Origin of the sequence: Oryzibacter oryziterrae (assembly GCF_021864535.1) — a bacterium.
Lineage (GTDB): Bacteria > Pseudomonadota > Alphaproteobacteria > Rhizobiales > Pleomorphomonadaceae > Pleomorphomonas > Pleomorphomonas oryziterrae.
The window spans coordinates 1-19,498 of the sequence record NZ_JAKJIC010000014.1 but is presented as its reverse complement, the minus strand read 5'-3'; the positions used below and the strand labels follow the sequence as shown (position 1 = coordinate 19,498).

The following is a 19,498-nucleotide window of genomic DNA, read 5'->3' as shown; positions in this document are numbered from 1 at the left end:
TTGCCCGGGCGCGCAGGATCGTGCGGCCCGTGTGATCAGTGACGTCTGAGCTTCGTCTGGTGTTGATCGCGCATGGACACCTTGGGATCGACGCAGCCGCTTGCCGCGCCTATCCGGCGCAACGGCGATCGCCAGAGCCGGTCACATATGCACTCGTCTTTTTCGGAGCGGAAGCTCCGATCGTCCGGTCCAGATTCTTGACGGATTTGGTAAACACCCGCACACTCTCCCGCAATTGGGATTATAGTGGCAGAGATTCGCATCGTTTTTCTGCCGTTACCCGCAAGAAATCCTCTGTCGAATGGTCAACCTGCTGAACGTTTTCTGAAGAGGCTTACACGCATAACATGCAAGAAACGTTTTTCACGCGGACGACAGACACAAAATTTGCTATGCTTTGTTCAGCATCGGGTGGTGGGCAGGCACTGTTAGGCGGAATAGTTCCATGTTGATCGTGATGATTTTGGCCATCATCGCCTATGTCGGCATAGCCGTTGGCTTCTGCCTTCTGTCGTTGTTTGAACTGTCCGAAACAGGTCGCGCCGGCGTCATGCCCGTGGCCCGCGCCGTCTCATGGTCGGCCCTCTGGCCGATGGCCATCGCCTTCGCCGTGATCCTTGCCTGGTTCTCGAACCTGGAACCGAGCCGCGCCGGGCGCAAGTAATCAACCCCGGCAAGCCATGTCCGGCCGGCGGTGTCACGCGGCCGGGGGGCATCAAGCACGTCAGTCCAGGATTTGCCGCTCTTCGCCGTGCACCTTGAGCACGGTCAGCCGACCGGTGGCATAGGCGCCGGTATCGATGCAGATGCGGTTCTTGCCGAACACGGGTTCCTTCGCCGCCGTGTGCCCGTGCACGACGGTCTGCGGCAGGCCCGACCCCTGTGACAGGAAGGGCTCCCGGATCCACATCAGGTCCTCTTCGCTTTGGTTGTCGACCGGCAGGCCGGGCCGGATTCCGGCATGGGCAAAGATATAGTCGCCGAGCGACACCGCCACGGGCAGACGCTTCAGCAGCGCCACATGATGGGCAGGAACCGCCTCCGATACCAACCCCGCCAGACTGCGCAGCCCCATGTTGTGACGCAACAGACGCACCACGTCGATGCCATAGGACTCGAGCGTCGTATCGCCGCCGAATTCCAGCCACTCCATGTTTTCCATGGGGTTGGCGATGAACTTGAGGAAGCTGTCGTCGTGGTTGCCGCACAGGCTGATCCGCAGGAACCCTTCCGGCGGCGGCAGGGCCAGGTGCTCGATCACATCGGCGGAGCGCGGCCCGCGATCGACGTAATCGCCGAGCATGACGATCAGTCTCCGACCGGGCTTGTGCTTGGCGGCGTCCGCCAGAATGCGCCGCTGGGCATCGATGAGCTGATCATAGCAACCGTGGACGTCGCCGATCGCATAGATCGTCGGCGTCGTCTTGCTATGGAGGGCCAGACGCTCCCGGCGGTTGTCCGCCTGGACCGGACGACTTTTCCGGCCAAAGAGGTTGCGGATGGCACCGATGACCAAATCTCGTCTCCCACTCACTACCTTGCTGCACGCTGCAACTTACGGGACGATTGTCAAACGAACCAATATGCCCGCAACGGCATTGCGCCCTCATGCCATTTTGCATTTCGAGGCATTCAACAATTTCCACTACCATGATGACATGGGAATTCGGAACAAAAGGTGCAACCGGCGGCAAAATGTAAATTTTACGTTAATTTGCTTATCATTTTAGGGAACCTGCCGCGCGCCTGCCACATGCGCTATCTTGGATCCTGGCCAGCTTGCCCCGGGAGGGCCATCGGGACAGCCCTAGGGGTCGCGACCTTGCGACCATTGACAGTCCCGATTGTTTCACCAAAGAGTATTTTCCATTATGCAAAGTGCCATGGGGCAACTTTCGGTCCGCTCGCTGTGACCGTACGGATCCAGAAGATGAAGCCACTGAAGATTTCCACGCCGTTCATTGCCAGTGTGTCGGGTTTGCTTGTTGTACTCGCCGTTCAGGGCCTTTGGACCGAAGCGCGCCCCTTTTTCGAAACCAACGGCGATATTGCCGCGCGAGCCGAGCGGATCGCCGAGTCCCCCGCCGTTCCCCGGTTTTCGAGCTCCACGGCGCTGGATCTCTATATCGACGACTGCAAGGAGCTTGCCGGCGGCTTCGCCGGTCTCGAACTCGGCGATGAGGGCTTTCAGAAGCTGATTGCCGACTGCCACACGCGCATGAAGTCGATCGTCTCGGCCGCCCCGGCCAAGTCGGAAGCCTGGCTCGGCCTGGCCGTCACCTCGGAAGCTGCCGGCGATACGCAGCTGATGTGGACCGCCCTGTTGCGCAGCCATGAGACGGGTCCGGCCCAGCAGTCCCTGGCGGCCGAACGCTTCAAGATCGTCGAACGCCAGTCCGGCCAGCATGCCGCAGACATCGAACAGATGTTCGACGCCGATCTGGCCGTTCTCGTCCAGAGCGCAAAGGGCTCGAAGTTCCTCGCCGACTATTACGTCGGCAAGCCGGAGCTGCGCGATCGCATCACGTCCATCGCCGAGACCCTGCCCGCCGATGTCCAGAACCGGCTCTTCTATGACATCAAGGCGGCTGCCGCAGCCCGTCAGCCTGCCCCGCAGCCGCTGACAAACTGACAAACCTCTCGATCAGGCCACAATCCCGCTCACCTGTCGCAAGCCGGCAAGCCCCGCTCAGCGGATGCGCTTGCGCACATCGGCGATGACGTCGGGCAGCACCGCTTCAGCCTCGCGGACATTCATGCCCGGACGGATGCGGCGGTCATAGAGCATGGACACGATCGCCCGATCGAAGGGCATGAAATCGGCGTGCTTCGAGCTGTCGTTGAACACGCTGTAGGTCAGGGAGGAGTTGTCGTTCATCGGCCCCAACCCTTGCAGGATCTCCTCGACCATGCAGCGGCGGAACTCGCTCTCCCCTTCGTCGGCCACGATGACCGCCGTGGAGGACCCGATGCTGCTCGCTGACGGCACCAGCCGGACGAGGCATTGGCCCGGCGCCGCACCGGAATGCAGCCCCAGCACATTGGACTGCACCGTTGCCAGATAGGACGCACGGTCCACCACATAGAGCGTGAAATTCGCTCGCGCTTTGCTGTTGACGATGCGGATGTCGAGCCCGTCCACCTTGGAGTGGAGCGACGCCACGAAGGCCGAGATCTGCCGATGACGATTTGTTCCCGAATAATCGACAACCCGCATGCGCACAGGACCGGCGAACTTCTTCACGATCCGCTCATACTGCGCGGAGCCGAACTCGGCACCGAATACGGTCTTGCGAAAGCCGGCAATCAGCTGCGCGTCGGTGAAAGCGGAGAGATCCCCGGCTCTGGCCGGGATGAGTGAGGTCAGGGAGACGAGAAGAACAAGGAAAGCAGCTTGCACCAAGCGAACCAGAGTAGCGGTCACAGACTCACACATCATGTCGGTCCCCGTCTGACAGCGGTATTATCTTTCTGCCTGTTAAGAAAGATAACCAGACCGTGATCACAGTCAAATCACATCATCACGGCACTGTGATCAGTTCGCGAGCAAACGTGCTTATCCAAGTGGCAATCTCCCTTGGCGAGGCAACCTGCCGTCCCCCCTTGCGCCGCGGATGTCGCCCGCGAAAGCCGTCCGGCAAGCGATGCCGCTTTGATTCCGCCCCGAAATCGTGCAAAACGAAAAGCGAACAAAATCCGCCGCGCCTCGATTCGCCGGCGCCGGAGCCTTTCCCGATCGGACGGCAATCCCGACCGATCTGGTGAGTTTCCAAGATCCATTGCTTGCGCAAGATGCGCTCCTAGGGCCCCTGATCCATGAGTGAGTCCACCCGTATCGTCTCCGGCGAGAAGCGCACCGAAGACCTCGATCAGTCGATCCGTCCGAGTGCGCTGGCCGAGTTCGTCGGGCAGGCGGCGGCGCGCGCCAATCTGCAGGTGTTCATCGAAGCGGCCAAGCAGCGCAAGGAAGCGCTCGATCACGTACTCTTCGTCGGCCCGCCCGGCCTCGGCAAGACCACGCTGGCGCAGATCGTCTCCCGCGAACTCGGGGTCAACTTCCGCGCCACCTCCGGTCCGGTCATCGCCAAGGCCGGCGATCTCGCCGCGCTGCTCACCAATCTCGAAGAGCGCGACGTGCTCTTCATCGACGAGATCCACCGCATGAGCCCGGCGGTCGAGGAAATCCTCTACCCGGCCATGGAGGACTACCAGCTCGACCTGATCATCGGCGAGGGCCCGGCCGCCCGCTCGGTGCGCATCGATCTGGCCAAGTTCACCCTTGTCGGTGCTACCACCCGCCTCGGCCTGCTGACGACACCGTTGCGCGACCGCTTCGGCATCCCCATCCGCCTCGAGTTCTACACCACCGAGGAGCTTGAGCTGATCGTCCGGCGCGGTGCCCGCATTTTCGGCATCGGCATGACCGATGACGGCGCCAACGAGATCGCCAAGCGCTCGCGCGGCACCCCGCGCATCGCCGGTCGCCTGCTGCGCCGCGTGCGCGATTTCGCCATTGTCGCCGGCGCCGAGAAGATCACCGCCCAGATCGCCGACGCCGCCCTCACCCGCCTTGACGTCGACCCCATCGGCCTCGACGCGCTCGACCTGCGCTATCTCACCACCATCGCCCATTCCTTCAGCGGCGGCCCCGTCGGCATCGAAACCATCGCCGCCGCCATCGCCGAGCCACGCGACGCCATCGAGGACATCGTCGAGCCTTATCTGATCCAGCGCGGCTTCGTGCAGCGCACCCCGCGCGGCCGCGTGCTGACGCCCCACGCCTTCCGCCACATGGGTCTCGCCGTTCCGCAGACCGCGCAGGAAGCCCAGTTCACCCTCTTCGCCAACGGAGACGAGACATGAGCAAAGCCCTTGTGATCATCGATGTGCAAGCCAATCTCTTCGACGCGCCGAAGGCCCACCGCATCGACGAAGTCGCCACCCTTCTCTCCGGCATGGCCGACAAGGCCCGCGCCGCCGGCGTGCCGGTGATCTTCGTCCAGCATGAGGAAGACGGCTGCGAGTGGGAGCGCGGCACGCCCGGCTGGGAGTTTCATCCCAGCCTTGCCCCGCGCGCCGGCGACAGCGTGGTGGCCAAGCGCTATTGCGACAGTTTCCGCGACACCGATCTGACCGCGGTCCTCGCCCGCCTCGGCGCCGATGAGCTGATCGTCGGCGGCTACGCCTCCGACTATTGCGTCGACACCACCGTCCGCGCCGCCGCCAGCCGCGACATCCAAACCACCGTGATCGCCGACGGCCATACGGCGTCCGACCGGCCGCATCTCGATGCCGCCTCCATCGTCCGCCACCACGGCCATGTCTGGTCCACCTTCGACGCCAACGTCACGCTGCGCAACTCCGGAGACATCGTCTTTTGAGCTCGGCCGTCCACATCCATCCAGTCCGCGTCTACTGGGAAGACACCGACGCGGGCGGCATCGTCTATCACGCCAGCCACATCCGCTTCTTCGAGCGCGGCCGCACCGAGTTCCTGCGCCACGTCGGCATCCACCAGTCGGCCACCGCTGACCGGTCGGCGCCGGACGCCCTGCTGTTCACCGTGCGGCGTCTTGAGGTCGACTATCTCAAGCCCGCCCATCTCGACGACCTGCTCACCGTCGAGACTCACGTTCTCAAGGTCGGTCGGTCCCGTCTCGATCTCGAGCAGAAACTCCTGCGCGGCGAGGAGCTGATCGCCTCCGCCATCGTCGTTGTGGTGGCCGTCGGCGGTCACGGGCGCCCAAAACGCATACCGGATGCGATCAGCGCCCGCTTGACAGGTGCGGAATAACCCTTCCTTAACCATACCATACGATGACTGGGTCAGGATTATTGCCCTTAGGGTGCGTTGCACGCGTCCAAAGGGCGTTGGGCCTGCGATTCCCTGGATCATCAGGCTGAAAAGTCCAGCTTTCGCCAAATTTGGGCGACATTCGGTGCGTAGAACCTTCGCAACGAACGCCTCGCTCGGGCGACACCCGCCCGCCGCCGTCCCTCGGCGCTCCATCAAGAGGAATAACGGACCCGACCATGAACCCGGCCGAACTGACCCAGACTGCCCTCGCCTCCCCTGCAGTGGAAGTATCCGTCTGGGCCCTATTCTGGCAAGCGAGCTTCGTCGTCAAGCTGGTCATGCTCGGCCTGCTCGGCGCCTCGATCTGGTGCTGGGCCATCATCGTCGACAAGGTCATCGCCTTCCGCCGCGCCAAGACCTCCATGGATCGCTTCGAAAAAGTGTTCTGGTCGGGCCAGTCGCTGGAAGAGCTCTACCGCTCGCTGACCACGCGCTCCAATGAAGGTCTCGCTGCCGTCTTCGTCGCCGCCATGCGCGAATGGAAGCGCAGTCACGAGGCTGGCCGCATCTCCTTCCACGGCATCACCGACCGCATCGAGAAGGTGATCGACGTCACCATCTCCCGCGAGATGGAACGGCTCGAGGGGCGCCTCGTCTTCCTCGCCACCGTCGGTTCCGCCGGTCCCTTCATCGGCCTCTTCGGCACGGTCTGGGGCATCATGTCCTCCTTCCAGGCCATCGCCGCCTCCAAGAACACCAACCTTGCCGTCGTCGCCCCTTCGATCTCCGAAGCGCTGCTGGCGACCGCCATGGGCCTTGCCGCCGCCATTCCCGCGGTGCTCGCCTACAACAAGCTTTCCACCGACGCCGCCAAGCTCGGCTCGCGCATGGATGGGTTCGCCGACGAGTTCGCCGCGATCCTGTCCCGCCAGATCGACGACAGGAGCTGACCCATGGGCATGGGAGTTCCAGGCGGCGGAGCATCAAGCGGGCGCAGGCGCGGCCGCAAGCGCGGTCACGCCGTGATGAGCGAGATCAACGTCACCCCCATGGTCGACGTCATGCTCGTGCTCTTGATCATCTTCATGGTGGCCGCCCCGCTGCTCACCGTCGGTGTGCCGATCGATCTGCCGGAAACGGCGGCCAAGCCCATGGAAGGCCAGACCGATCCCATCAACATCTCCGTCAGCGCCGACGGCAAGATCTTCATCCAGGAGGCCGAGATTTCCTATGACGATCTCGTGCCCAAGCTGACGGCCATCGCCAAGAATGGCGTCGAAGAACGCATCTACGTCCGTGGCGACAAGGCAGCCGACTACGGCACGGTCATGCGCATCATGGCGCGCATCTCCGCGGCAGGTTTCAAGAAAATCGGCCTCATCACCCAAGAGGACAGGCAAGCGGCCCCCACGCCGTCCGGTTGATCGATGAAAGCAGGCTTCACCACTTCCGTCCTGGCACATGCGGCTTTGCTGCTCTGGGGGCTGATCGCCCTGCCGAGCGCGAAGCCCTTTGACGTGGAAGCGATCGATGCGCTGCCGGTCGACCTCGTGCCGATCGCCGACGTCAGCAATATCTCCGAGGGCTCCAAGACCGCGCCCAAGAAGAACACCGCCTCGCAGGCCAAGGTGACCCCGCCCAAGCCGCGACCGGACTCCCAGAAGGTCGGCGCCGCGCCGACCGATCAGAACACGCCGATCACCGAGAAGGCCTCGGACACCGCCGCCGCCAAGGAAGCGACACCGCCGCCTCCGCCGAAGGCACAGGAAAAGCCGCCCGAGAAGGCCCCGACGCCCGCCCCGCCCAAGGCCGAGACGCCGCCGCCCGCGCCCGAAAAGCCGGCCGAGAAGGCGCCGCCGCCGAAGGTCCCCGACGCCCCGCCGCCCAAGGCCGACACCGGCGAGATCGCCCCCAAGCCCGACAAGCCCGTCGACAAGCCGGCGGACGATCAGCCCAAGCCGGCCCCGCCGGCGCCCTCGACGCTGCCGCCCTCCAAGCCCAAGCCGCCGAAGCCCACGGAAACCGCCGACACCACGCCGGATACCGAACCGCAGAAGCCGCCCAAGAAGAATACCAAGCCGACGCCGGAGACGCCCACCAAGCCGACCGACGACAAGTCCGAGAAGTTCGACCCCAACCAGCTGGCCGCCCTGCTCAACAAGGTCGACCCGTCCGGTGGTGGCGGCAAGGCCTCCGACCAGGAAGCCTCGCTCGGCTCGGAGAACAAGACCGGCCCGGTCGCCAACATGACGCAGAGCGAGCTTGACGCCCTGACGGCGGCGATCACCGCCTGCTTCAACCCGCCGGTCGGTGCGGAAGGCGTCGAAAACATGGTGGTGCCGCTGCGCGTCGAATTCACCCCGGACGGCGATCTCGCCGGTCCGCCGCAGGTCAAGTCCATTCCGCCCGGCCCGGCCGGACAGGCCGTGGCGGACGCCGCCGTGCGCGCGGTTCAGCGCTGCGCACCCTACAGCTTCCTGCCGCCCGAGAAATACGACAGCTGGCAGGTCGTGAACATGAACTTCAGCCCGCCGCCGTCTTATTGACACGACAGCACGGCAGGATGACCGCAATCTGACAAGCGATGGCCTGGCTTTCTGCCGTCATCGAACATTCATTGGGAGCCAGAAGGCATGCTCGAAAAGATCAGGAATATCGTCTTTGCCCTGACGGCAGTGGCGAGCCTTGCGGCCGCAGCGCCGGCCAGCGCCGAAATCACCATCAACATCAACGGCGGCAACGTGCAGCCGCTGCCGATCGCCATCCCCGACTTCGTCGGTCAGGGCCCGGCCGCGGCCATGGGCCAGCAGATCGCCGGCGTCATCGCCGCCGACCTGCAGCGCTCCGGCCTGTTCAACGTGCTCGACAAGGCGTCCTACATCGATCGCATCACCGATCCCAACGCCATGCCCAACTTCCAGAGCTGGCGCACCATCAATGCACAGGCGCTCGTCTCCGGCGGCATCTCCGCTGGCGCCAACGGCGGCCTGCAGGCCGACTTCCGCCTCTGGGACGTCTTCGGCTCCACCCAGCTGACGGGCCAGCAGTTCTCCACGACGCCCGACAACTGGCGCCGCATCGCCCATATCATCGCCGACGCCATCTACCAGCGGCTGACCGGTGAATCGGGCTACTTCGACACCCGCATCGTCTTCGTCGACGAGAGCGGCCCCAAGGGCAATCGCGTCAAGCGCCTCGCCATCATGGACCAGGATGGCGCCAACGTCCGCTATCTGACCAACGGCAAGGACCTGGTGCTGACCCCGCGCTTCTCGCCCACCAGCCAGCAGGTCACCTACATGTCCTTCGGCGTCGCCGATCCGCGCGTCTATCTGCTCGATATCGGCAGCGGATCGCGTCAGCTGGTCGGCAACTTTCCGAACATGACCTTCTCGCCGCGCTTCTCGCCCGATGGCGGCCGCGTCGTCATGAGTCTTGAGGACAACGGCAACGCCAACATCTACTCCATGGGCCTCGGCGGCGGCGGCGTCACGCGCCTGACCGATACCCAGGCGATCGACACCTCCCCCTCCTATTCGCCCGATGGCTCGCAGATCGTCTTCGAAAGCGACCGCGGCGGCAACCAGCAGCTCTATGTCATGAGCGCCGGCGGCGGCGGAGCCCAGCGCATCTCCTTCGGCCAGGGTCGCTATTCCACCCCGGTCTGGAGCCCGCGCGGCGACCTCATCGCCTTCACCAAGCAGATCGGCGGCCGCTTCGCCATCGGCGTGATGAAGCCCGATGGCTCGGGGGAACGCATCCTCACCGAAGGCTTCCACAACGAAGGCCCGACCTGGGCGCCCAACGGCCGCGTCATCATGTTCTTCCGCGATTCGGGCGGTGAGAGCGGCGGTCCGCAGCTGTGGTCAGTCGACCTGACCGGTCGCAACGAACAGCGCGTCCCCACGCCGAACTTCGCCTCCGACCCCGCCTGGTCGCCGCTGCTGAAGTAATCTCTGGTGCCGTCCGGGCCACCGGACGACCCAAAAAGCGTGACATGATCCGACAAGGGCCCTGCGGCATGTGTGCCACAGGGCCCTTATCTTTTTCACCGTCGGCTTTTCCCCTCAAAATTGCCGGATTTCCGGCATTTCCTCCCGACCAACGTTGCTGCGCCCATTCCGGGCACGCACGACGGAGTCTCGGAAGCGGAAAGAACTGGCCTGTAATGGCTGCATATCTGGCCAATGCCATCGCACCAGCCATGCGGGAATCGAAATAAATCGCAAGTTTACCTTCGATTAACCATGTCCTTGAACTGACGCTTAACCAAATGCGTTTACCAAGAATCCCCGAGACCTCCGGTCTGATAGTCACCAAGGGTAACCGGAATCATGACCACCATGACAAACATGTTCAGCCGCCGCGGGGCACTTGTCCTCGCTCTCGCCCTCCTTTCTGCCGCTTGCGCCAAGAGCCCGAGCGAGCTTGACAGCCAGTTGGCCGGCGGTGCCGGTGGTGCCGGCGCTGCCACGCCCGGTTCCGCTCAGGACTTCGTGGTGAACGTCGGCGACCGCGTGTTCTTCGACACCGACTCCTCCTCGCTCAACACCGAAGCGCAGAACATCCTCGGCCGTCAGGCCCAGTGGCTGTCGCTCTATCCGCGCTACACCGTCACCATCGAAGGCCATGCCGACGAGCGCGGCACCCGCGAGTATAACCTCGCCCTCGGCGCCCGCCGCGCCAAGGCCGCCGTCGACTTCCTCGTGGCCCGTGGCGTCACCTCGACCCGCATCAAGTCGATCTCCTACGGCAAGGAACGTCCGGTCGCCCTCTGCGACGCCGACAGCTGCTGGGCGCAGAACCGCCGCGCTGTCACCGTGCTCAACACCGGCAGCTGACCTCACAACATAGCCTCGACCTGGTCCATTCGATCACTCCAGGCCGACCACCCCAGGCGCAAAAATCCCGGAATCGGCAAGATTCCGGGATTTTTGTCTTTGCAGCCAAAAATACGCCGAAGTCCGCGCGTTTATGCTAGTGAATTGCGGCAGCCGGACGCCATGGCGGTGTCCGCCTTCCCTCGCATGAAAGACGGATTTTCTTGACCGATGGCCCATCGTCATAGTCTTCAGGACCGCATTTCCCTCCGCATGGCTGCCGCCTCGCTGCTTCTTGCCGCCGGCCTCGGCTTTGCCCAGCCGGCTGCCGCCGGCTTCTTCAGCCAGGACCCCAGTCCGCCGCAGGACATTCCCAATGCCGGCATGCAGACGGCGCAAGCCATGGACCCGGCCAGCCAGGCGGTCCGCATCGGCAATCTGGAAGAACAGATGCGCCAGCTGAACGGCCGTCTCGACGAGATGACCCATCAGATCCAGGTTCTCGAAAACCTGCTCAAGCGCGCCCAGGAAGACAACGAGTTCCGTTTCCAGCAGCTCGAAGGCGGCAAGCCGCAGAAGCGCTCTGAAGCCGCGCCGATCGATCCCGTGGGAACGAATAGCGCCCCGCAGATGGACGCAACTGCCGACGCCACCCTTTCCGGCAGCGGCTTCACCGTTGATGCCCCCATGGACGGCGGCGGCGATCTCAGCAGCGCCTCCATGGGCGCACCGCCGCAGAACCTCGGTACCCTGCCGGGGGCCATGTCGGCGGACGCCGGCCCCAGCGTCGACAACTCCGTCAGCGGCCCGCTCGATCTGTCCGCCATTGCGCGCGGCGACCAGCCGACCGTTCCGCCGGCCGATATCGGCGGCGGACTGCCGGGCGTCAGCTCTGGCGGCGGCCTCGCCGCGCCGGTGGCCTCCGCCCTGCCCGAGCCGGTCTCCACCGGCACCGAACTGGCCCCGCCGCCGACAGTTGGCACGCCGGCCCCTGTCGCCAACACGCAAGTGGCCTCGCTCGACGCCGGCAGCACCGATCCGCGCGCCGCCTATGAGCGCGCCTATTCCTTCATTGTCGCCGGCGACTACGCCACGGCCGAGAAGAGCTTCAAGAAGTTCCTCGCCGACTTCCCCAAGGACGCCCAGGCCGGCAATGCCAACTACTGGCTCGGCGAGAGCTATTATGCCCGCAGCCAGTATCGCGACGCCGCCTCCAGCTTCCTGACCACCTACAAGGACTATCCCAAGAGCCTGAAGGCGCCAGACAGCCTCTACAAGCTCGGCCTGTCCCTTGAAGGGCTCGGCGAAACCTCTGCCGCTTGCGCCACCTTCGGCGAACTCACCAAGAAGTTCCCAAAGGCCCAGCCGACCTTGCTCAGCCGCGTCGACCGGGAGCGCAGCAAGCTCGCCTGCCAGTGACGGACATGGCTCGCCGCCCGACATCTGACACCGCATTCACGGTCGCCGAGACCGATCAGTTATTCTCTGCCTTCTCAGGGCTTTCCGCCCTCGGGATCGCCGTTTCAGGCGGTCCGGATTCAACCGCCCTCATGACCCTCCTGGCCGATTGGGCCCGCCGCCAGGTGGGTGGCCCCCGGCTGCACGTCTTCACCGTCGATCATGGCCTGCGCCCCGAATCCGCTTCCGAAGCGCAAACGGTTGTCGCCCAGGCTGAGGCGCTCGGCCTGACCGCCTCCGCGCTCACCTGGCAGCACGACGGGCCGCCGCCGGCCTCGGACATCCAGGCCCGCGCCCGCGCCGCCCGCTACGCCCTGATTGCCGCCGAGGCGCATCGCCTCGCCATCCCCGCCGTCGCCCTCGCCCACACGCTCGATGACCAGGCCGAAACCTTCCTGATGCGCCTGCAGCGCGGCTCCGGCGTCGCCGGCCTGTCGGCCATGCCCGCCGAGCGCCGCGTCGACGGCATCCGCTTCCTGCGCCCGCTCCTCGGCGTGCCGAAATCCCGTCTTCTTGCCTTCCTCGCCAGCCGCGGCCTCACCGCCATCGACGACCCGTCCAACCGGCGCGACCGCTTCCTGCGCGTGCGCCTGCGCCAGCTGCTGCCCGATCTCGCCGCCGCCGGCCTTGATGCCGAGACCCTTGCTGCGACAGCCGCCCGCATGGCCCGCGCCGACGCCGCCCTCGAGAGCGCAACCGATCAGCTCGCCCATCTCGCCGCCACCGACCACGGCGGCGTCATCTCCGTCGACCGCGCCGCCCTGTCCGCCGCCCCCGACGAGATCGCCCTGCGCCTGATGGTCCGCTGCCTGCGCGCGGTCCGTCCCGCGCCCTATCCGCCGCGCGCCGAGGCGCTTGAGCGCTGGCACGCAGCCCTCCGCACGGGCGAGCTGCCCAAGCGCGCCACCATGGCCGGCGTCACCGTCACTGCCGCGACGGATCGCATCTGGTTCTATGCCGAGGCCGGTCGCATCGGCTTCGAGGTCTTGCTGGTGGCGACGCCCGGCCCGCATGTCTGGGATGGTCGCCTGGAGGTCACCCTCTCCGCCCGCCCTGACGCCCCTGTCGCAATCGGCCCGGCCACCGGCGAGCACCGGCGCAGTGACCTGCCCAAGGCCGCCGCCGCCTCACTGCCCTGCATCCTTGGCGACGCTCCGCCGTCCTTGGGCCTGCTCGTCCGCCCGCTCGCCCCCGCAATCGTCGGAACCAACTGAGATTTTCCCGGCTTATCTGCAAGCGTGGTTATCGCCCCGGCAACGAAATTTCCTCTTTCGCCTTGAGAAAGCCGCGCCGCCGCGTTACCCCGTTCCATATTGATACGCACGGCGAACGGCTTGCTCCTTGGCAAGCCGGGGGTGACAACCTATCTTTATCATCCATGAGCTAGGGTGTTGCAGGATCTGGGCTCTGCTCAACTGACTATTCTCACGCATCGCGGATGCGCTGCAAAGGTCGACGATGAACGCTAATTTTCGCAATTTTGCTCTCTGGGTCATCATCCTGTTGCTGTTGGTGGCGCTGTTCCAGCTCTTCCAGGACACCGGGTCTCGCCAGCCCAGCAACGACATGGCCTTCTCCGAGTTCATCAAGAATGTGGAGCAGGGCAATGTGAAGGACGTGACCATCGTCAACCAGTCGATCAGCGGTCACCTCAACGCCAACAACGCGGCTTTCCAGACCTTCGCGCCCTATAACGCGGACTATATCGGCGAGCTCACCAAGAACAACGTGACCGTCGTCGCCCGTCCGCCCACCGAGGGCATCTCGCTGATCGGCACGCTGCTCAACTGGCTGCCGATGCTGATCCTGCTCGGCCTGTGGATCTTCTTTATGCGCCAGATGCAGGGTGGTGCTGGCGGCAAGGCCATGGGCTTCGGCAAGTCCAAGGCCAAGCTGCTCACCGAAGCCCACGGCCGCGTCACCTTCGAGGACGTCGCCGGCATCGATGAGGCCAAGGAAGACCTGCAGGAAGTCGTCGAGTTCCTCCGCGATCCGCAGAAGTTCCAGCGCCTCGGTGGCCGTATTCCCCGCGGCGTGCTGCTGGTCGGCCCTCCGGGTACCGGCAAGACGCTGACGGCCCGCGCCGTCGCCGGCGAGGCCAACGTGCCCTTCTTCACCATTTCCGGTTCCGACTTCGTGGAAATGTTCGTCGGCGTGGGCGCCAGCCGCGTCCGTGACATGTTCGAACAGGCCAAGAAGAACGCCCCCTGCATCATCTTCATCGACGAAATCGACGCTGTCGGTCGCCATCGTGGCGCTGGTCTCGGCGGCGGTAACGACGAACGCGAGCAGACGCTGAACCAGCTGCTGGTCGAGATGGACGGCTTCGAGCAGAACGAAGGCGTCATCATCATCGCCGCCACCAACCGTCCCGACGTGCTCGACCCCGCGCTGCTGCGCCCGGGCCGTTTCGACCGCCAGATCACCGTCCCCAATCCGGACGTCAACGGCCGCGAGAAGATCCTCAAGGTCCATGTGCGCAAGGTGCCCATGGCTCCCGACGTCGATCTCAAGACCCTTGCCCGCGGCACCCCCGGCTTCTCGGGCGCCGACCTGATGAACCTTGTCAACGAAGCTGCCCTGCTGGCCGCCCGTCGCAACAAGCGAATCGTCACCATGGCCGAGTTCGAGGACGCCAAGGACAAGGTCATGATGGGCGCCGAGCGCAAGTCGCTGGCCATGACCGCCGATGAGAAGAAGAACACCGCCTATCACGAGGCCGGTCACGCCATCATCGCGCTGGTGCTCAACAAGACCATCGACCCGATCCACAAGGCCACCATCATCCCCCGAGGCCGGGCGCTGGGCATGGTCATGACCCTGCCCGAGAGCGATCGCTACAACTGGACCTATGAGAAGGCCATCTCGCGCCTGACCATGCTGTTCGGCGGCCGCGAGGCGGAGATCCAGACCTTCGGTCCGGAAAAGGTCACCACCGGTGCGTCCGGCGACATCCAGATGGCCACCAGCCTCGCCCGTTCGATGGTGATGGAATGGGGCATGAGCGAAAAGCTCGGCCGCGTCCGCTACCGCTCCAACGAGCAGGAAGTCTTCCTCGGCCATTCCGTCAGCCAGTCGACCAACATGGCCGACGAGACCGCCAAGCTGATCGACGAGGAAGTCCGCCGACTGATCGAGGAAGGCGAACAGTCCGCCCGCCGCATCATCACCGACAACCGTGACAAGTTCATCGCCATCGCCGAGTCGCTGCTCGAGTTCGAGACGCTGACCGGCGAGGAGCTGCGCAACATCATGGAAGGCAAGATGCCGACGCGCGACACCTTCGACGACACGACGCCGCCGCGCGGCTCCGCTGTCCCCTCCACCAAGCCGCGCTCCAAGGAAGAGCCCGGCAGTGGCGTGGAACCCCAGCCGAGCGCGTGAACAGCGTCAGTTTTGGAAAAAAAAGCGCCGGATCCTTAAAGGGATTCGGCGCTTTTGTTTTGACCTGCAACTGGAAAGGATCGCGCGGTGTTTCCCGCGGAACAGCGGCCAACCGGGGCTTCGGGCAATGTCTCTTCAACAGACACTCACGGAGAGACCAAAATGTTCCGCAAGATCGCCCTCACCCTGCTCGTCATCCTCGCCACCACCGGCATCGGCCACGCCGCAGATACCCAGACCGAAGGCAATCTGCCGACCTATCTCCCGGCCGCCGTCGCTTGCCAGGTGCAAACCGGCCTTGTCGGCGAGATCAGGAACAACTCGACCGGCCTCATGATCACCAACTGCCATTTGCCCATGCATTCGGTCGATGCGGCCCCCCTCAATTTGAAAGTCATCGTCCGCGACCAAAATCCCACCGCCGGCATCTACGGCACGCTGAAATGCAATGCCGTCCAATCCCTGCCCGACGGCAGCTTTGTCACGGGTCACACCAACTCTGTGAGTGGCGCGTCCGCTGACGCAAAGGAGCTGGTTCTGGAAGTCCCGCCGGCCAAGGCCTACGCCACCTACGGCGTAAGTTGCTACTTGCCGCGCAAATACGGCGCCAGCGTCTCCGCCTTGGTCGGCATCTACTTCGAGGAGTGAACTCTCTCCGACAAGGGATGCAAAGTCTTGGCTTCTTCACTGCAAGGCAGATTTGCGCAATCCGCACCGCCCTGGTTCCGTAAGGAACAGCGGCCGCCGTCGTAGCAAGGCAATCTCCCTTCAGCCCCAGTCAACGGAGAGACAAAATGTTCTTCAAACTCGCAACCAGCTTCTTGTTCACCCTCGCCGCCTCAAGCGCCGCCCATGCCATCGACATCCCGAACCAAGGGGGGCTCCCGACCTTGTTGCCGGCCGCTGTCAGTTGCGTTCTTCCTTCTGGATCTCTTATTTCCAGCACCCGTGCAACGATTTGGAATAATTCGGATTTCCTGATTACAGTTGCATGCCCATTGCCAAGGCACTCGCCGGAAACGGCGCCCTTCAATGTCAAAGTTTTGGTTCAGGATACAAATCCAACCGCAGGCATCGGAGGCACTTTGAAATGCCGCATCTTTGAGGCGCATCTGGATGGGACCTCGACACTGGGTGCCCGTAGTTCCATCAACGGCGTCTCAGGCCATATCACCGCTATGTCTCTTGAAGTTCCACCGCCGCGCCCTTTCAGCACCTATACCGTTCAATGCGATCTACCCAGGAAACACGGACAAAACTTGTCGGAGCTGAGAGCTGTCTACTACGAGGAATGACCCTGCCAACCCAAGTCAGCTGGCTCCGGCCACCGAGCCTTCCGGCTCTCCATGCAGCGCCCGGTGCGACCTCAGGCAGGCCATCAGCCATCCGACCCAGGCGTCGACGCCCTGGCCGGTCTTGGCGGAGACCTCTTCGATCGGTCCCGGGCCACGGACGCGGGCGACGGACGCGCGGGCGCGCTCCGTGCTGAACTCCTCGATGGCCGGCAGCAGGTCGGCCTTGGTCAGCATCACGAGATCGGCGCCGCGGAAGATCACCGGATATTTGTCCGGCTTGTCGTCACCTTCGGTCACCGACAGCAGCACCACATCCCGGTGCTGGCCGACGTCGAAGTCGGCGGGGCACACCAGATTGCCCACATTCTCGATGATCAGGATGTCCACCGCGTCGAGGTCGATCAGCGACAGCGCGTCATGCACCATCACGGCGTCGAGGTGGCAGGTGACGCCGGTGGTGATCTGAACGGCGGGGATACCGTGGCGACGGATGCGCTCGGCGTCATTTTCGGTTTCAAGATCGCCCTCGATCACGGCCAGCCGGATCGACGGCGGCAGCGCTGCAATGGTCGCTTCCAGGAGCCGGGTCTTGCCCGAGCCGGGCGAACTCATGAGGTTGATGCAGAGGACACCGTGAGCATCGAGGTGTTCGCGCACATGGGCGGCGAGCCGGTCGTTCTCGTCGAGCAGGTTCTGCACCACGGGCACCGTCTTCGAATGTCCGTGATCGCCGCAGCCACAGGCCGTGCACATTGCCGTCAACTCCTCATCTCAACGCACGCCGGACAGTTCCTGTCTGAGGCGCGGCATATCCGAAATCACCATGGACGACCCGCCGAAGCGATGCAGGATGCCCGAGCGCACCAGCTCGGCCATCACCGTCGACACCGTCTGCCGCGTCGCGCCGATCTGCATGGCGAAGTCCTCGGCATTGGGCGGGCGGTCGAGCACGATGCTGCGTCCCTCGAAGCGTCCCTCCCGTTCGGCCGTGTCGCACAGCGCCCGGATCAGCCTGTGCTTCACGCCATGGAAGGCCATGTCCTCGATCATGCGGATGGACCGCTGCAACAGGCGGTCCACCGCCGGCAGCAGGGCAAGACTCAGCTCGGGATCGGTCTGGCAAATGCGCCGCAGCGCGCTCATGCCGATCACCACCAGTTCGCAATCCCACTTCACCTCGAACATCGAGGCGTCGTGAAACAGCACGGCCTCGCCGGCGTCCAGCATGAAGAGGGTGAGTTCCTTGCCTTCGAAGGACGAGAAGCAACGCAGTCGCCCGGAGCGGACCACGATCACGCCCTCGCTCTCCTCCTCGTCCATGCCATAGACGAGTTGGCCAGCCGGGAGGAACCGCTGGAAGGCCCGCGCATGCGCCGTACGCGCCAACACCCTGTCCATCAGCTCTGATATGTGGTTTCCCGATGTCATGTCCCGAGCCCGCCAGCAATTCACCGTAGGCTTAGTAATACCCGAGAACTCAAGAGCCGAAAATGCGTATTATCATCAACATCTTAAATTGATTTGCACTGACGCAATTTGCAACACTGAGTATTTCAAAGGTTTGAACTGTCGCTGATTACGACATCGAGGCATAGGCAACAATATTGATTATGTTGTTACTGACATAGATGCCCAATCAAGGGCGTCAACCACCAGAGAGCGCGTCGATATCTGCCCCTGCGTCCCATCTCTGCCAATTCAGGAAACCCGTTGGCCTGCGCAAGACATCGCCTGTCTTTTCGACCGAGCTTTCCGCTATGCGCAAAATGTCCATAAAGCGAGAATGCCCTGAGGAGAAGGTGCATTCTTGCATCGCTGGGAAGCCTCCACCGTGCCCCTCGCGGGGAGGCGATCGCCCCGTCCGGTTCTCGGGGATCTCGTTGCGCGCGACCGAGTCCAATGCGGGCGAGCCGCCCCCTCTGCCGCGAGGCTTGGACAAATCGCCCGCCAGCATCTAAGCTCCGGGGTCTTCACGTTGAAGCTCATTTGCATTTTCAAGAACTGGGAGTTTGAAATGTTCCGCTATCTGCTCGCTGCCGGGATCGCGCTTGCCGCCTACCCCGCTTCGGCGTCCGAATTGCTTGAAACCTATTTCGCCCGCCTGTCCTCGGCCGATCACTTCAACTCCAACGGCAAGCGTCTCACTGACGTCGCCGCGATCATTCGCCAGGACCGTGCCAATTTCCACGCTTACGGCATCCGCGACGCCGACGACCAGAGCGACAAGTTCTTTGCCTCCAAGGCCAACCGCGCCAACCTCGAGGCCATGCTGCGCTCCGGCACCGTCACGCCGGCCGCCCGTTCTGCCATCGTCAACGGCACGCCGATCATCTATGTCGAGATCTACGATGACTTCGTGAACGTCTCGCTGCCCGAGTGATACCAATTCTGCCCAAGATGCAGACGCATCGGATCATTGAAGATATTTCGAATTTCTCATCTGCATCAAGGACATGAGAAATTCGAAGGCGGGATGCCGAGAGTCATTTTCAATGACATTCGGCATGATCCCTCTTCGGGGAGGTCGGACAGAGCTGACGCGTCCTGCCAAGCCGCGCGGGCATCATTCAGGTATGGCCTGGACCTGGGGCGGCGGCTTGTGGCGCGTCCTCGCCCCTCTCCCGCCTCGCTATGCCCCAGAACGTACAAACGCCCCGTGTCATTTCTGGCACGGGGCGTTTGTGTTTTTGTGTGTGATTGTATTTGTGATGAGCTTTTATCGTGTGGTTTGTGTTCTTGCGTTT

General features: G+C 63.7%; 20 protein-coding genes. 16 read left to right on the top strand and 4 right to left on the bottom strand.

All coding sequences use genetic code 11. The features are described from left to right. The first annotated feature begins 445 nt into the window (after positions 1 to 445). Complete coding sequence (locus tag L2I41_RS15155) at positions 446 to 664, top strand: hypothetical protein (RefSeq protein WP_237154418.1); 219 nt, start codon at positions 446 to 448, stop codon at positions 662 to 664. 60 nt (positions 665 to 724) lie between these two features. On the opposite strand, the gene L2I41_RS15150 is transcribed toward L2I41_RS15155, so the two are convergent. Beyond that, positions 725 to 1,516 carry a metallophosphoesterase family protein gene (locus L2I41_RS15150; protein WP_237154417.1) on the bottom strand — a complete coding sequence of 264 codons (792 nt, stop codon included), beginning with the start codon at positions 1,514 to 1,516 and terminating at the stop codon, positions 725 to 727. A gap of 414 nt (positions 1,517 to 1,930) precedes the next feature. On the opposite strand from L2I41_RS15150, the gene L2I41_RS15145 reads away from it, so the two are divergent. After that, a complete protein-coding gene (locus tag L2I41_RS15145; protein WP_237154416.1) occupies positions 1,931 to 2,632 on the top strand; it encodes a hypothetical protein in 702 nt (233 codons plus the stop codon). A gap of 57 nt (positions 2,633 to 2,689) precedes the next feature. Here the strand turns inward: L2I41_RS15145 and L2I41_RS15140 are convergent, their stop codons facing one another. Then, entirely contained in the window at positions 2,690 to 3,400 is a 711-nt protein-coding gene (locus tag L2I41_RS15140; RefSeq protein WP_237154415.1) for a DUF2927 domain-containing protein, read from the bottom strand. A gap of 416 nt (positions 3,401 to 3,816) precedes the next feature. On the opposite strand from L2I41_RS15140, the gene ruvB reads away from it, so the two are divergent. The 13 genes from ruvB to L2I41_RS15070 all read left to right on the top strand — a co-directional run bounded on the left by ruvB (position 3,817) and on the right by L2I41_RS15070 (position 16,754). Continuing rightward, the gene (gene ruvB, locus L2I41_RS15135) at positions 3,817 to 4,863 is read left to right on the top strand and encodes a Holliday junction branch migration DNA helicase RuvB (RefSeq protein WP_237154414.1); all 1,047 of its coding nucleotides are present in this window, start codon (positions 3,817 to 3,819) and stop codon (positions 4,861 to 4,863) included. Continuing rightward, positions 4,860 to 5,381, top strand: coding sequence for a cysteine hydrolase family protein (locus L2I41_RS15130; protein WP_237154413.1), 522 nt, complete (start codon positions 4,860 to 4,862; stop codon positions 5,379 to 5,381). Before ruvB ends, L2I41_RS15130 begins: the two co-directional genes overlap by 4 nt. Then, on the top strand, positions 5,378 to 5,794 hold the full coding sequence (gene ybgC, locus L2I41_RS15125) for a tol-pal system-associated acyl-CoA thioesterase (RefSeq protein ID WP_237154412.1): 417 nt from the start codon (positions 5,378 to 5,380) through the stop codon (positions 5,792 to 5,794). Before L2I41_RS15130 ends, ybgC begins: the two co-directional genes overlap by 4 nt. A gap of 239 nt (positions 5,795 to 6,033) precedes the next feature. Then, on the top strand, positions 6,034 to 6,747 hold the full coding sequence (gene tolQ, locus L2I41_RS15120; RefSeq protein ID WP_237154411.1) for a protein TolQ: 714 nt from the start codon (positions 6,034 to 6,036) through the stop codon (positions 6,745 to 6,747). A gap of 3 nt (positions 6,748 to 6,750) precedes the next feature. Further along, positions 6,751 to 7,221 (top strand): protein TolR, encoded by a 471-nt coding sequence (tolR, locus tag L2I41_RS15115; protein WP_237154410.1) that lies wholly within the window; start codon positions 6,751 to 6,753, stop codon positions 7,219 to 7,221. Positions 7,222 to 7,224: 3 nt separating this feature from the next. Next, positions 7,225 to 8,343 (top strand): cell envelope integrity protein TolA, encoded by a 1,119-nt coding sequence (tolA, locus tag L2I41_RS15110; protein WP_237154409.1) that lies wholly within the window; start codon positions 7,225 to 7,227, stop codon positions 8,341 to 8,343. Between the two features lie 87 nt (positions 8,344 to 8,430). Next, positions 8,431 to 9,750 carry a Tol-Pal system beta propeller repeat protein TolB gene (gene tolB / locus L2I41_RS15105; protein WP_237154408.1) on the top strand — a complete coding sequence of 440 codons (1,320 nt, stop codon included), beginning with the start codon at positions 8,431 to 8,433 and terminating at the stop codon, positions 9,748 to 9,750. A gap of 381 nt (positions 9,751 to 10,131) precedes the next feature. After that, positions 10,132 to 10,638: a peptidoglycan-associated lipoprotein Pal gene (pal, locus tag L2I41_RS15100; RefSeq protein WP_237154407.1), complete on the top strand. Its 507-nt coding sequence runs from the start codon at positions 10,132 to 10,134 to the stop codon at positions 10,636 to 10,638. A gap of 210 nt (positions 10,639 to 10,848) precedes the next feature. Further along, entirely contained in the window at positions 10,849 to 12,036 is a 1,188-nt protein-coding gene (ybgF, locus tag L2I41_RS15095; RefSeq protein ID WP_237154406.1) for a tol-pal system protein YbgF, read from the top strand. A 5-nt stretch (positions 12,037 to 12,041) separates the two neighbouring features. Beyond that, entirely contained in the window at positions 12,042 to 13,289 is a 1,248-nt protein-coding gene (gene tilS, locus L2I41_RS21550; protein ID WP_304610559.1) for a tRNA lysidine(34) synthetase TilS, read from the top strand. 244 nt (positions 13,290 to 13,533) lie between these two features. Further along, positions 13,534 to 15,459: an ATP-dependent zinc metalloprotease FtsH gene (ftsH, locus tag L2I41_RS15080; RefSeq protein WP_237154405.1), complete on the top strand. Its 1,926-nt coding sequence runs from the start codon at positions 13,534 to 13,536 to the stop codon at positions 15,457 to 15,459. Positions 15,460 to 15,621: 162 nt separating this feature from the next. Further along, positions 15,622 to 16,107 carry a hypothetical protein gene (locus tag L2I41_RS15075; RefSeq protein WP_237154404.1) on the top strand — a complete coding sequence of 162 codons (486 nt, stop codon included), beginning with the start codon at positions 15,622 to 15,624 and terminating at the stop codon, positions 16,105 to 16,107. A 146-nt stretch (positions 16,108 to 16,253) separates the two neighbouring features. After that, positions 16,254 to 16,754, top strand: coding sequence for a hypothetical protein (locus L2I41_RS15070; RefSeq protein ID WP_237154403.1), 501 nt, complete (start codon positions 16,254 to 16,256; stop codon positions 16,752 to 16,754). A gap of 15 nt (positions 16,755 to 16,769) precedes the next feature. On the opposite strand, the gene hypB is transcribed toward L2I41_RS15070, so the two are convergent. Beyond that, the gene (hypB, locus tag L2I41_RS15065) at positions 16,770 to 17,507 is read right to left on the bottom strand and encodes a hydrogenase nickel incorporation protein HypB (protein WP_237154402.1); all 738 of its coding nucleotides are present in this window, start codon (positions 17,505 to 17,507) and stop codon (positions 16,770 to 16,772) included. Positions 17,508 to 17,525: 18 nt separating this feature from the next. Next, entirely contained in the window at positions 17,526 to 18,140 is a 615-nt protein-coding gene (locus L2I41_RS15060; RefSeq protein WP_237154401.1) for a Crp/Fnr family transcriptional regulator, read from the bottom strand. Positions 18,141 to 18,768: 628 nt separating this feature from the next. Between L2I41_RS15060 and L2I41_RS15055 the strand changes: the two genes are divergently transcribed. Then, entirely contained in the window at positions 18,769 to 19,134 is a 366-nt protein-coding gene (locus tag L2I41_RS15055) for a hypothetical protein (RefSeq protein ID WP_237154400.1), read from the top strand. Positions 19,135 to 19,498 lie beyond the last annotated feature (364 nt).

Bases quoted from the DNA above. Each gene is read 5' to 3' on its own strand.
- L2I41_RS15155 (WP_237154418.1), top strand. From the start codon at position 446: ATGTTGATCGTGATGATTTTGGCCATCATCGCCTATGTCGGCATAGCC.
- L2I41_RS15145 (WP_237154416.1), top strand. From the start codon at position 1,931: ATGAAGCCACTGAAGATTTCCACGCCGTTCATTGCCAGTGTGTCGGGT.
- ruvB (WP_237154414.1), top strand. From the start codon at position 3,817: ATGAGTGAGTCCACCCGTATCGTCTCCGGCGAGAAGCGCACCGAAGAC.
- L2I41_RS15130 (WP_237154413.1), top strand. From the start codon at position 4,860: ATGAGCAAAGCCCTTGTGATCATCGATGTGCAAGCCAATCTCTTCGAC.
- tolQ (WP_237154411.1), top strand. From the start codon at position 6,034: ATGAACCCGGCCGAACTGACCCAGACTGCCCTCGCCTCCCCTGCAGTG.
- tolR (WP_237154410.1), top strand. From the start codon at position 6,751: ATGGGCATGGGAGTTCCAGGCGGCGGAGCATCAAGCGGGCGCAGGCGC.
- tolA (WP_237154409.1), top strand. From the start codon at position 7,225: ATGAAAGCAGGCTTCACCACTTCCGTCCTGGCACATGCGGCTTTGCTG.
- tolB (WP_237154408.1), top strand. From the start codon at position 8,431: ATGCTCGAAAAGATCAGGAATATCGTCTTTGCCCTGACGGCAGTGGCG.
- pal (WP_237154407.1), top strand. From the start codon at position 10,132: ATGACCACCATGACAAACATGTTCAGCCGCCGCGGGGCACTTGTCCTC.
- ybgF (WP_237154406.1), top strand. From the start codon at position 10,849: ATGGCCCATCGTCATAGTCTTCAGGACCGCATTTCCCTCCGCATGGCT.
- tilS (WP_304610559.1), top strand. From the start codon at position 12,042: ATGGCTCGCCGCCCGACATCTGACACCGCATTCACGGTCGCCGAGACC.
- ftsH (WP_237154405.1), top strand. From the start codon at position 13,534: ATGAACGCTAATTTTCGCAATTTTGCTCTCTGGGTCATCATCCTGTTG.
- L2I41_RS15075 (WP_237154404.1), top strand. From the start codon at position 15,622: ATGTTCCGCAAGATCGCCCTCACCCTGCTCGTCATCCTCGCCACCACC.
- L2I41_RS15070 (WP_237154403.1), top strand. From the start codon at position 16,254: ATGTTCTTCAAACTCGCAACCAGCTTCTTGTTCACCCTCGCCGCCTCA.
- hypB (WP_237154402.1), bottom strand. From the start codon at position 17,507: ATGTGCACGGCCTGTGGCTGCGGCGATCACGGACATTCGAAGACGGTG.
- L2I41_RS15055 (WP_237154400.1), top strand. From the start codon at position 18,769: ATGTTCCGCTATCTGCTCGCTGCCGGGATCGCGCTTGCCGCCTACCCC.